This window comes from Streptococcus oralis (assembly GCF_003943395.1).
GTDB classification, from domain to species: Bacteria; Bacillota; Bacilli; order Lactobacillales; family Streptococcaceae; genus Streptococcus; species Streptococcus oralis_BF.
In genome coordinates this window covers 63,202-75,441 of the sequence record NZ_RJPJ01000001.1, presented here as the reverse complement: position 1 = coordinate 75,441, position 12,240 = coordinate 63,202, and the positions used below count along the sequence as shown (strand labels likewise).

Sequence of the window (12,240 nt, the reverse complement as noted above, 5' to 3'; positions counted from 1 at the left end):
TTTTTCCTACTGAAACTAAAGGAAAAATAGAAAAAGGAGGCTAGACCTCCTCATCTGATTATTTGCTGTTTCGCGCTTCTTCCAAAATTTTTGCAATTTTTGTCGTCAAAAGGTCAATAGCAACTGTATTGCTGACTCCCTCAGGAATGACGATATCAGCATAACGCTTGGTCGGCTCGATAAACTGGTGGTACATAGGTTTTACCACACCCAGATATTGGTCAATAACGCTATCTAAACTACGACCACGCTCTTCCATATCACGCTTGATCCGACGAATAATACGCACATCATCATCTGTATCCACAAAAATCTTGATATCCATCAAATCGCGCAGACGCTTGTCCTCCAAGACCAGAATCCCCTCAACGATAAAGACATCTTGAGGCTCCTGACGATAGGTCTTGCTACTCCGTGTATGCGCTGTATAGTCATAAGTCGGGATGTCCACTGGCCGTCCCGCCAACAATTCCTTAATCTGCTCAATCATCAAGTCTGTATCAAAGGCAAATGGATGGTCGTAGTTGGTTTTGACACGCTCTTCAAAGGTCAAGTGAGACTGATCCTTGTAGTATGAATCATGCTCAATCATGGAAATCTTTTCATCAGGGAAATGCGATAAAATGGCTCTTGAAACACTGGTCTTACCACCACCAGAACCACCTGTCACTCCGATAATGATTGGTCTATTTTGCATGCTATCCTCCGTTTTTTTATCCGTCGTCTATTCTATCACATTTTTTACAAAATTTATAGTCTGATTTTGGGGCACTCATCTAATAAATTTTAATAGAAAGCGTGGTATCTGCTTTGATTAACAAAACAAAAAGACTTTGCAATTTTTTAGTAAAAAGGTTTGATATCTATAACCAATTTCGTATAATCTTTATATAAGGTTTTCTAAGACTGTCTCTTGATTCTGATTAAATTGCTGATGCATGATTTGCTGTTCCCTCCACTGATTTTTGATTCATCTCTTTCAATTTTTTATGATTCTTAACTTCGTTTTCTTCTATAATTTTGAGTTTCATCTTAAATAGTAATTATAGAAGCACAATCTTCTCCGAAATGATCGAAACTTTTACCACTTTCTAAATAGTACTTAACAATTTCCTCGATTAAGCGTTTTTTTCTTAACTTATCATCTAAGCATTTTTTTCTTAACCTATCTTCATCTACATTAAATAATTTAGGAAAATCAATAGAAAGTCCTTGTTTTTTAATCTGTTGGTAATAGGCAATGAGGTCTTCTTTGTTATTTTTAACAAACATTTCTAAATCCCTTATTGTTTGTACTTTGTTCATATCATTCTGAAATTCTTGATTTGAAAAAGCAATATATTGAGAAGGCTGACGACGTTTGTTTATCTCCTCATTTAATTTATAAATAACAGAATCATTATCTATTATTTCTACTAAATACTCACATATTTTAAATCCGAAATAATTTTGATCTACCCAATACTTACCTTTAATTTTTTCACATTCTCTATATTCTTTATATTCTTCTCGTAGATTTTTTATGTATAATTGCAAAATAGATTTTGTTAAAGTTAGTGGACTATTTGCTAATATGGTCAAAATTCTTTGAAACTCTAACTTGACTCTATGAGTGTAAGTTTTTTCAATATTATAATTATCAATAAAATTATGAATACGTTTACCATTAGAATTATCTTTGTAATTAAATTCAACTTCCGGCCAAAATCCCTCGTTTGTATCAACAAATTTTATATCAAAATAATCCTCAATGTCAAACTCTTCAAAGTAAGGGTGGATTTCACTTTCTTCCTCTTTGAGAGACTTTTCACTATGTTTAGAAGTATTACACTCCTCGCAACATTTGACTAGATTAATTGGTAAAATTGCAAGTCTAGGTTCGCCAAGTTTTTGACCATCTTTCTCTTTCTCACTCTTAGGAATAATATGCTTGAGTGTTATTTTAGTTGAAAACACACCTTCACAAATAGGACAAATTGCTTGATTGTTACTATTTTTCACAACTGGGAATTTTTGAAATAATCCTTTCGATTCTTCTCGGATATGATTTCTATACCATGAAGGTAAAATCTCGCACTGTGGCTGAATCATATCAACATCTAACTCATGCAATTTATGTATACTAGCTTTACTTTCATATTTCTTATCTACCTCTATTAAAAAACTACGAAGGTCCTTATCGACAGTATTTGGTAATACCGCTATCACTTCTTCTATAGACGGATATTCTTTAGCTACTCTTTTGATAAGACTTCACCCACTTTCTCTATCTCATCTTTGACTAAAAGATACTTCAGAAAAGCTTCATCACCTAGATATTGCCTGTCTTTATCTGATAACAAATTAACATCTTCTAAATCCTCTTGATTTGTTTCTTTAATTTTGTCAAAAATATTATCCCTGAGGTCATTAAAGAAACTGTTATAACCTGTTTGTTGTAATGCCAAACCATATATATTCTTGTATAAAGTATCTAAATTCTGACCATAGGTTTTGTAATTAGTATTTTTTAATTCGTGATTCGTATCCAACCTATAGACATTACAATGCGGAATTTCTTGAATGATTACTGGAGAGTGTGTAGCAATCAAACAGAAAGCTTTATTATTGTTCACTATCTCTGAAACAGCTCTAATAAATGCTTTAAGCATAGGTGGGTGCATAAACGTTTCTGGTTCATCAAAAATTACTAGACTTCCCTGATTAATGCTTGAAACCAGCTTCGTAATATATAAAAGAATAGTTGCTTGTCCTGAACTTAGATCGTCTATTTTTTCAATATCCTCTTTTATTATCTCTCTATCTAAAAAAGCATTTTTAATATCTTCTACCCAAGCTTCAAATGAAAAGAATTTTAAACAATCCCCCCACATTTTTAATTTATCTTCAGAAGCAATCAAATCAAATAATAAATTCTGTATGTAGTAGGTAAAACTTTCCTTGATGCTTATTTTAGATTCAAATCCTTCTTTTAGTGTATTATCATCATCAAGATATTTCCTAGATTTTTCTTTTAGATACTGCTTAATTTCTATTGACACTGCTTTCTTGAGAACTTCTGGGATCGGAGGATGCTTTACGGAAACAAAACCTACTTTCTCATAGACAATGCCATCATCGGAATCTTTTTCTTTATCAACAACCTCTATACTTGTACCATTTCTATTAAAATTAATAATATTATCAAATGGACTTAATGAAAAATGAAGTATCTGTGAGAACTTATTGTCTCTTTCTAAATGTTCCTTTATTATCTGATTGATTTTATGAGATTTTCCACTACCATTTCCACCAACCACTGCAAAAACATTCATTGGTAATTTTGAATTTCTATTTTTTATGAATTGTAGTTTCCCTTTATCTATACCATCTTCTTTAAAACTATAATTTATAGATTTTACTCTATCATCTACCGCCTGTATTATATTTTTCCCATCCCCTGAATAATGTACCGTAGAATTAGAATATCCAAAAACAGTCAATGGGTAAAATATTTCCTTAATTTCTTTTAATGTGGTTGTTCTTAGAAATGAATTATATAAAAAATTATGAACATCACCATTAGGTGGGAGAAATGTCAGAGATTTACCGTGTGAATCTGAAACTTCTGAATATTTTTCTGAAATTGCATCTAATAAACTTATATTAGATGCAAGGTCTCTTGATCGAGTGAACCATTTCTGACGTTCTTTATAAGAAAGATATTTTTTTAAAAATTCATAGTACGCCACTTCACCCAAGGAACAAAAATCCTCATCAGGATATTCTCCTTCACCACTTTTTAAATAGTCCATAGACAGATTATTCTTCGGATTAACTCGTAGCTCAAAAGTTTGTTCCCAAATCGTAAGATTTAAAACCAATTTATAACCATAATCATCCCAATCACTATTTTTTATAAACATCTGCTCTACAAAATTATCAAAACTTAAGGAAATAATTTCCTGCAATGTCTCTAAATATTCCTCGCCATCCTTTTCAACTCTTATAAAATGACATGTGAAAAAGTCTTGTTCAATAATAAAGTAACTCTGTCCAATATAGTTTTCGAATTCTGTTAACTTATTATTTTTCGTAATTTCAATATTTCCAGTTTTAGGGATATCGGTTAACTCAGTGATAACAAAATAATTTTCTAAATCAGAATTCCAGTCTATTGCTGACTGCGCAAACTTATTGATAATTAAAAAATTACTTTTTTTATACTTTTTTTCTAATTCTTTTAGATCATACTGGACTAATACTCCTTGTTTAGTTATTTTATAAAAACTACTTCTACTCTTTAACCAGTCAATCTCCGAATACTCACTTCTAATTCTTTCAATAATTTCGCTAACACTCATTTTTAAGAAATCCCTTTCATTTTATTATCATTATATCAAAATAAAATTACAATATCCTAGCTCGATATGTAATCGATTTCAATTGCTTCGCTCTTCTATATACATACTAACACTTAGTAATAACTTACCCAACTCTATTAATAAGAAACAAAAAAGACAGCAATGACTAGCTAAAAACCTTTCTTGGTTTGTAGAAATTGCCCCTTTTTTCTAGAATAGCTAGCAATGTATCTCCTTCAAAGGCAGCCAATTCTTGTTCTGTTTGGTCTAGCTCGATAAAACGTCCAAAGCGCACTTCTGTAGCTTGTTCTGGAGTTAGGAAAACTTTGACAAGGTCCCCCGTACCAATCTCTAGAGGATGGAGAAAGTCCAGTTGCCCAGCCTCCACTTTTGCAGTAATTTCGTCCAAGGTAAGAGCATCTTCTAGCTGCAAACCTGCAGCACTCGTTCGAATCAGATGGGACATATGGGCCGCGTAACCAAGCTTCTCTCCCAAATCAACTGACAAGGTACGGATATAAGTCCCCTTACTACATTTCACGCGAAAGGTAAAACGTGCAAGTTCGCCCTCATAAGAAATCGGACTTGTTCGTTCAAATTGATAAATGGTCACCTGACGTTCTGGACGCTCCACTTCCTGACCTGCACGCGCATACTCATAGAGCTTGCGACCATTAACCTTAACAGCCGAATACATAGGTGGAATCTGAGTAATAGGCCCAGTCAGACTCGCAATCGCTTCATCGACAGTGGTTTCATCCAAGGGCGACAAAACAGGTGTCTCTGCGACTACTTCCCCACTAGCATCCTCAGTCGTCGTTGAATAACCAAGAGTGATCTCCCCCTCATAGACTTTACCCTCGTCCTGCATAAACTCGACCATGCGGGTCGCCTTGCCCACCGCAATTGGCAAAACACCCACCACATCTGGATCCAAGGTCCCACCATGACCAATCTTCTTGGTTCCCAAAATCTTACGCAGTTTAAAAACCGCGTCATGCGAAGTCATCCCCGCTTCTTTTTTTAAGTTGATAATACCGTTCATCTGTTGCTTTCTAATTTCCCTTTCACTTCTATTCCTCATTGTTTAAATCAATTTTTTTAATATCATATAAATCCTCAGAGTAAAATGGTTTACCCGACTCAATTGGTAAAATATATTCAAAATTATCATCCTTTTCAAGTTGCTTATATTTTCCATTAACAACCAAAAAGTAGTCAGCATTTATGTTGTAATATCCATCTGGAAAGCTTGAAAAATCAATATCTCTTAGTTCCAATAGGTTACTTTTGCTAAGTGTTAAATGCAAGCAAAGTGCTCCCTCCTTCATAAAGTCTTTAACAGAAAGAGTCGCATATCCTCTAAAAGCTTGTTTTTCTTTACTGAATGAATTTTGATTTTGAAGAGCCTTTTCTTTTATTAAAGGAGTTATCCTATATGAATTTGATATTTTAAAACCAGGGCTAGCTAATGGCTGTTCTTTATTATCAATAACTACTATATCATATCCTTTCTTTTGTATTGCACTTTCTACAGCTGATTTAAAATCATTCAGAACTGTCTGTGCCTCTTGGCTCGATGCAGAAAGCCTCAAGAATTCTTTAAAACCATAATTCTCATTAATGAAACTGACCTGTGTTAATTTTTGACGAATGTACTTAGCACCTACTTGGATAGTCATTCCATTATCCGATACTTCAAAAATACTAATATCTGAAACGTTACTATCTATTTCTACGCTTTTAAGAGCAACATCATAATTCATTCCCCTAGAAGAATAAAACTCTTTTAATTGTTGAACTTTAGCACTATTTCTAAAGTGGATTTGAATTCTACTTCCTACAAATGGAGAAAAAATACCAATCAAAAATAGAATGAGTAACTTGCGACTTAATTTTGGATTATAGTCTTCCTTTTGATAAATCCAATCTAAATACGGAAATAAAAATAATGAAAAAATGAAACTCCAAAGGTCAATANCTTTTATAAAGTCAAAGGAAACGATCATTTTAAATCTTAGCAAAAACATCAGAAAAATTGCTAAAAAAATATTTCCAAGCAATAGAAAAGCAATGATGCGTTTCGATTCATTTTTTGCTTTTCGCACATAAGATATCCCCACCAGAAGATTAGCCAAAAAACTAATTCCATAACCGAATATAGTTGGAATAAATCCAAAAATAGCAAAGATTAAATTATATCTTGAGTCAGTATCGCCTACGCCTTCAATATTTAAAAGACCATATAGGAGATTAAGAAAGAATACAACTAATGGTAAATAAGCAATATAAATTTCCGAGAATTTCAAAGATTTTTTCATAGGAACTCCTGTTTTTAAGCTAACCTCACTCCCCCTTCAGCGCTTCAAACTTCGCTTTCATAGTTGGATTTTTTCGGGTCAATTTTTTAACCGAAACATCTTCCAATTTGTTGTTAGCGAGGCGGAGTTGGTTTTCAGATGTGGTAAGGAACTTCTTGACCTCTTCCATCCGTTTGATGGCCTTGTCGATTTCATCAATTGCTTTACCAAAGTTGGTTGAAGCAGAGTTGTAGTTCTTGGCAAAGGCTACTTTGAAGGCGTCCAAATCTTCCTCAAAATGTGTAATATCGATATTTTGCTCGCGAACCAAGGCCAACTCTTGCTTGTATTTAAGGGAATTAAGCGCAGCATTTCGTAAGAGACCAATCAACTGGATAAAGAACTGAGGACGAACCACATACATCTTTTCATACTCGTGGCTGACGTCAACAATACCAGTGTTAAAGTAGTCATTGTCTGCCTCAAGCATGGTCACTAAAACTGCATATTCACAATTTTTCTCCCGACGGTCCTTGTCCAATTCCTTGTAGAAGTCCGCATTCTTATGCTTCTTCTCTGTTCCGTCTGCTTCATTTTTCATCTCAAACATGATGGAAATAATTTCCACTCCATTTTCATCACATTCACGGAAGATAAAGTCACCCTTAGAACCACGCGTAGAAACCTTGTTATCCTTCTCAAAGTAAGCATTTGGAAAGGCAAAACTACGAACCTTATTGAACTCACTCTCTGCATATTGTTCCAAACTTTCACCGATAGCTTTTGTGGATTGTTGAGCCTTGAAATTCTTGTAGAATTCGACCTGTTCACTGGCAGCCTTAAGCTGGGCTTCGTAATTTTGCTTAACAGAAGCCAAAGACAGCTCATTTTCCTTTTCTTGCAAGAGGAGCTGATTTTTAACCTGATCCCGCTCTTTTTCTAAGTCAGAAAGGGTCTTTTGCAGTTGATTTTCATGCTCTAAACGCAAGGTGGCCAATTGATTTTCCAAGGCCTGCACTTCCTTGTCCTTAGCCAAGAGAGCCTGATAGCTTGTCTGTTCAACCTCTTTCTTGGCCAATTCTTTTTCTGCATCAAAATTTTGGATTTGACTCTGCAATTGCGCAATTTCTTGATCCTTCTGAGCCAGTTTAGACTGTTGCTCATTCATGGCCTTTTGCTCAGTCAAGGCTAACTCCTGCTTCATGCGATCGTGTAATTCCTTATCAAACTCAGCCGTTCTCACTTGGGATAAGAGTTCAGCATACTGACTTTCATTAACTGTAAAGACTTCCCCACAGTTGGGACATTTGATTTCGTTCATAACTTTCCTCTTTCTAGACTTCTGTAACCATTATATCATGCCTGAGGGAAAATCAAAAACAGCGAGTCGAAACCCACTGTTTATATCTGTTACTTTAAATTTTTTCCAAGGCCAAACGCAAATCTTCAATCAAATCCTCTACATTTTCAAGGCCGATCGACAAGCGAATTTGGTTTGGTGTGACACCTGCTGCTTCTAGATCTTTTTCTGACAACTGACCGTGGGTGGTTGTCGCAGGATGGACAACAAGAGATTTAGCATCCGCTACGTTTGCAAGGTCAGAGAAGATTTCCAAATTATCAATGACCTTGCGAGCTTCTGCCTCTCCACCTTTGACATGGAAGGTAAAGATTGAACCCACGCCTTTTGGCAAATATTTCTCAGCCAAGGCATGGTAAGGGCTGTCAGCAAGTTTTGGATAATTTACCTTCTCTACCTTAGGATGGTTGACAAGGAAATCAACAATTTTCTCTGCATTTTGCACATGACGTTCAACACGAAGAGAGAGAGTTTCAAGCCCTTGGAGCAAGAGAAAGGCATTAAATGGTGACAAGGCCGCACCTGTATCACGGAGCAATTGAACACGAACAGCGATAATAAAGGCTGCTGCACCCACATCACGAGTATAGCTCAAGTTATGGTAACTTGGGTCTTCCTCAACAAATTGAGGGAATTTACCTGAAGCTGCCCAGTCAAAACGACCGCTATCAACAATCACTCCTCCAATAGTCGTACCATGCCCACCTATAAACTTAGTTGCTGAGTGAATGGAAATATCTACACCATGAGAGAAGACGTTAATCAAATATGGTGTGGCAAAAGTATTATCCGAAACAAGTGGAATCTGGTGCTTATGCGCAATCTCAGCCAATTTTTCCAAGTCAGGAATGTTAATCAAGGGGTTCCCCAAGGTTTCAATCAAGACAAGCTTGGTATTGTCATTGATAGCTGCTTCCACTTCTTCCAAATTATCCACATCGACAAAAGTTGTTGTGATACCATAACGAGGAAGGGTTTCTTTCAAGAGGTTGAAGGTCCCACCGTAAATAGTGGACGCTGCTACAACATGGTCACCTGCGTGAGCAAGAGCCAAAATAGTGTAGGTTACAGCAGCCATACCTGATGCTGTTGCAAGCGCTCCAACACCACCTTCAAGAGCAGCGATTCTTTCTTCAAAGGCCACTGTTGTAGGGTTGGTGATGCGAGTATAGATATTGCCTGGTTTTCTCAAGGCAAACAGATCCGCACCTTCCTGCGTATCATCAAAAACGAAGGATGTTGTTTGATAAATCGGTACTGCACGAGACTTAGTTGCTGGATCAACTACTTGCCCAGCATGTAATTGTAGAGTTTCAAATTTAAAATCACGAGTCATATGACAACCTCCAAATAGCTTCATTAGGGATATTGTATCATCTTGGGCTAGTCTTTTCCAATACCGTTTTTCTATATTTTGATATAAGGAACAACTATGACTAGTCTTACACATCAAACAAAAAAGCACGATTAACTCGTGCTCATTTCTTTAATCGACATAAGTATCTTCGTTTTTATTGAGGAAAGCGTATGGTAATCCCATCAAGAGACCGCCCCCAATGAAGTTCCCAATAAAGGTCACACCCCAGTGACGAAGAATATTAGGAATGTCAAAGTTTGCGATGGAATCAGCTGCAACACTGAACTTAACAATCGCAAAAGAAGCAAAGTTCGCAGCGATGTGTTCGTTTGTTAAGAATACAAACATGTAAATTGCTGACAAAACAAGCCATAGCTTAGCCGCACTATCCTTGACCAAAACAAAGGAGAGAATAGCAATGTTTACAAAGACGTTTGCTAGAATCCCTTCAAGCAAGACGAGTTCATTTGAACGACCTAATTTCATCTCAACAACTCCTGAAATGAAGCTGTCATGTGTCAGATTTGCGTAGGCTGCTGAATGGGCAAAGCCCCAACCTGCTATAAGAGCACCAATGAGGTTAAAGAAGGTACAGTATAGTAAAATCTCAGCCGTTTTTCTCCAAGAGATTTTTTTCAAGAAACTGCCGGCTGTCAAAAACATCATGTTGGAAGTTACCAACTCAGCATTCAAGAAAACAATGTAGGCCAATCCCCAAGCAAAAACGAATGGGAAAAGGAATCGTCCACCGCCTGGTGCGATTTTATTAATCAAGTCAGCCCCAACTGCGCCCGCAGCCGTACTAAATGTTAAAAAGGCACCTGCAAACATGGAACGAATCGCATATTTGAATTTACTTTGACTATAAAGACTTTCTTTCTTCTTACAAGCAAATTCAATCTTTGAGATAAATTCTGAAGAGACCATAAAAAACTCCTAAAACTTTTATTTGTGAATATTATAACATAAAGCACGCATTTTGAAAAGCCTTTCTTGTATACGTTTTCTACAAAGAAAATCAAGGCATTGGGGTAATTCCATAAATCTATCCTTTACCCATTAACAGAAAAACATTTCAATGTTTTAAATTGATCATCCAAAAATTCAAACTCAAATAGGTGCCAGTCATCGAAGGTTTGCTCACAATAACTAACTGTTCCTTGATTGTAGTCAATGATAGGTTTCCCCAGCTTGTGCTTCACATCTTCCTCGCTGACTGCTCCATACATTTCCTTAAGATCAGCTAGCATGAAGTTGATAATTCTATTGAGATTTTCCTGATAATTTTTTGATAACAGTTCAACTTTATCTATAAAGTCACAATCAGGCTCTTCGTCCCAAACAAAGGTCACTCCCTCATGCTCATAAGTGTATTGCTGTAAACTCTCATCAAAATTCATTGTTCACTCTCCAAATCATTATCATTTACTAAAAATTCATTAACATTAATCAAAATGTTCAAATGATTTCATAAAAATGTCTTCCACACACGCGTACTATAAAATAACAACACTTGCAATGATTAGAAGATATCATCATAATGTTCACTCGCTTGTTGCACAAACTCGAAAATATTTAAAGATATGGGTTTCATTTCCAGTGAACCTAATGCCCCCAAATCATTCATATAAATAGTGTCGTCAGAATCTTTCTTTATAAAAAAAGCAACATCCCCATCTTGCCCAATCAGGAAAAAATCAGGTTCCCACTCTTCTATTTGGTAGGTGGAGTTTCTCTCTAGCAAATCTAGCCTCGAGTATAAGGTGATACCTGTATTCTCTATTACGAAGCCTCCTTACTTTTCAACTTTGGACAAAAATACTTTGTATAAGTTGGGAAATACTAAATCAATCTGATGATGCATTGACAGCTCCTATTCTATTTTTCCTACTGCGAAAGTCCTATATCTCATCTTCACTTAGTTCTCTAAAATGTGAAATATGATATCCAAAATAAGACTTCCCCGATTTTCCTATGAAGATCCCGTGTCCAGCCATATTGGCAATTTCTCCCAAGAATATCACAGGAAGATCCTTGTCAAATGGAAAACTACTTGTTATGTCTTCTTTGAGCCTAACTAAAGACTTTTCTCTTAACTGACTCATTATCTCTCCTCTCTTATACTAGACATCCTTCGGTTGCTTACGATAAATCTTTCAACCTACTGATCAGCTTCCTCTCACATTGAAAAGATACCATTAAAGTTGAATGATCATCCTGCAAGCATCATACATTATCAAATTTTATAGTTTTCAATTTCTTCTCTACTCATACCTACAAGTTCTGTCGTCCACAAGCCTACAATGTCCGACAAGACTGAATCGCAGGTATACTCTTCTTCACCGTCTATATACTTACAGGAAAAGACAGGCTTCCTTGTCGCCGCTTGATAAAATGCCATGGCTACTTTTTCTAGTTTTTCAGGATTGAAATCAAGTGATAGTTTTTGAGCCATATTTCCTCGTACTTGATCCCAATTTTCCTGCTTAACCTGATAGCTTTCTCGTATTTTAGACACATAGCCCCTACAAAATGCTTTCAATAAGTCTGTGTTCTGATAAAGATGCCGACAACTAAAATCCGAAATATAACCTGCGTGAAGTAGTAATGTTAGTAAGTCCTCCAGACTTTCTGCTACTCTCCCCACTTGGCCCTCACTTCCGATAAAGCCTATGCTGTTATCTTTGAGAAAAACATATTCTCCCCCACTACCGTCTTGAGCAAATGCCTTACAGGCAAGAGAGTACTCCTCATTGTTCCCTGAAAACTGGACTTCACTTATCTTGTCATAAAAATAAATATCACATTCAGTCATCAGTAAGGTCCTTAACTGTTCATTTTCTCTGACTTCTTGTAGCTTATCCATGATCATTCCTTTCT

Annotated in this window: 10 protein-coding genes and 1 pseudogene; all 11 read right to left on the bottom strand. The window is 36.0% G+C overall.

Going from position 1 to position 12,240, the window contains the following annotated elements; genetic code table 11:
- Positions 1 to 58: 58 nt before the first annotated feature.
- Complete coding sequence (gene udk, locus D8802_RS00415; RefSeq protein ID WP_001181369.1) at positions 59 to 697, bottom strand: uridine kinase; 639 nt, start codon at positions 695 to 697, stop codon at positions 59 to 61.
- Between the two features lie 335 nt (positions 698 to 1,032).
- Positions 1,033 to 2,208 carry an HNH endonuclease gene (locus tag D8802_RS00410; RefSeq protein WP_260468394.1) on the bottom strand — a complete coding sequence of 392 codons (1,176 nt, stop codon included), beginning with the start codon at positions 2,206 to 2,208 and terminating at the stop codon, positions 1,033 to 1,035.
- Positions 2,209 to 2,234: 26 nt separating this feature from the next.
- A complete protein-coding gene (locus D8802_RS00405) occupies positions 2,235 to 4,343 on the bottom strand; it encodes an AAA family ATPase (protein ID WP_125394356.1) in 2,109 nt (702 codons plus the stop codon).
- A 166-nt stretch (positions 4,344 to 4,509) separates the two neighbouring features.
- A complete protein-coding gene (gene truB, locus D8802_RS00400) occupies positions 4,510 to 5,388 on the bottom strand; it encodes a tRNA pseudouridine(55) synthase TruB (RefSeq protein WP_125394355.1) in 879 nt (292 codons plus the stop codon).
- Positions 5,389 to 6,689: 1,301 nt separating this feature from the next.
- The gene (locus D8802_RS00390) at positions 6,690 to 7,964 is read right to left on the bottom strand and encodes a DUF2130 domain-containing protein (RefSeq protein WP_125394353.1); all 1,275 of its coding nucleotides are present in this window, start codon (positions 7,962 to 7,964) and stop codon (positions 6,690 to 6,692) included.
- A 94-nt stretch (positions 7,965 to 8,058) separates the two neighbouring features.
- Positions 8,059 to 9,339: an O-acetylhomoserine aminocarboxypropyltransferase/cysteine synthase family protein gene (locus D8802_RS00385; RefSeq protein WP_125394507.1), complete on the bottom strand. Its 1,281-nt coding sequence runs from the start codon at positions 9,337 to 9,339 to the stop codon at positions 8,059 to 8,061.
- Positions 9,340 to 9,489: 150 nt separating this feature from the next.
- Complete coding sequence (locus D8802_RS00380) at positions 9,490 to 10,287, bottom strand: formate/nitrite transporter family protein (protein WP_125394352.1); 798 nt, start codon at positions 10,285 to 10,287, stop codon at positions 9,490 to 9,492.
- 125 nt (positions 10,288 to 10,412) lie between these two features.
- Positions 10,413 to 10,760 (bottom strand): hypothetical protein, encoded by a 348-nt coding sequence (locus tag D8802_RS00375; protein WP_125394351.1) that lies wholly within the window; start codon positions 10,758 to 10,760, stop codon positions 10,413 to 10,415.
- Positions 10,761 to 10,882: 122 nt separating this feature from the next.
- A pseudogene (locus D8802_RS00370) lies at positions 10,883 to 11,224 on the bottom strand (hypothetical protein).
- A 37-nt stretch (positions 11,225 to 11,261) separates the two neighbouring features.
- A complete protein-coding gene (locus D8802_RS00365; RefSeq protein WP_125394350.1) occupies positions 11,262 to 11,465 on the bottom strand; it encodes a hypothetical protein in 204 nt (67 codons plus the stop codon).
- A 131-nt stretch (positions 11,466 to 11,596) separates the two neighbouring features.
- Positions 11,597 to 12,226: a hypothetical protein gene (locus D8802_RS00360; RefSeq protein WP_125394349.1), complete on the bottom strand. Its 630-nt coding sequence runs from the start codon at positions 12,224 to 12,226 to the stop codon at positions 11,597 to 11,599.
- Positions 12,227 to 12,240: the final 14 nt, after the last annotated feature.

Bases quoted from the DNA above. Each gene is read 5' to 3' on its own strand.
- udk (WP_001181369.1), bottom strand. From the start codon at position 697: ATGCAAAATAGACCAATCATTATCGGAGTGACAGGTGGTTCTGGTGGT.
- D8802_RS00405 (WP_125394356.1), bottom strand. From the start codon at position 4,343: ATGAGTGTTAGCGAAATTATTGAAAGAATTAGAAGTGAGTATTCGGAG.
- truB (WP_125394355.1), bottom strand. From the start codon at position 5,388: ATGAACGGTATTATCAACTTAAAAAAAGAAGCGGGGATGACTTCGCAT.
- D8802_RS00390 (WP_125394353.1), bottom strand. From the start codon at position 7,964: ATGAACGAAATCAAATGTCCCAACTGTGGGGAAGTCTTTACAGTTAAT.
- D8802_RS00385 (WP_125394507.1), bottom strand. From the start codon at position 9,339: ATGACTCGTGATTTTAAATTTGAAACTCTACAATTACATGCTGGGCAA.
- D8802_RS00380 (WP_125394352.1), bottom strand. From the start codon at position 10,287: ATGGTCTCTTCAGAATTTATCTCAAAGATTGAATTTGCTTGTAAGAAG.
- D8802_RS00375 (WP_125394351.1), bottom strand. From the start codon at position 10,760: ATGAATTTTGATGAGAGTTTACAGCAATACACTTATGAGCATGAGGGA.
- D8802_RS00365 (WP_125394350.1), bottom strand. From the start codon at position 11,465: ATGAGTCAGTTAAGAGAAAAGTCTTTAGTTAGGCTCAAAGAAGACATA.
- D8802_RS00360 (WP_125394349.1), bottom strand. From the start codon at position 12,226: ATGGATAAGCTACAAGAAGTCAGAGAAAATGAACAGTTAAGGACCTTA.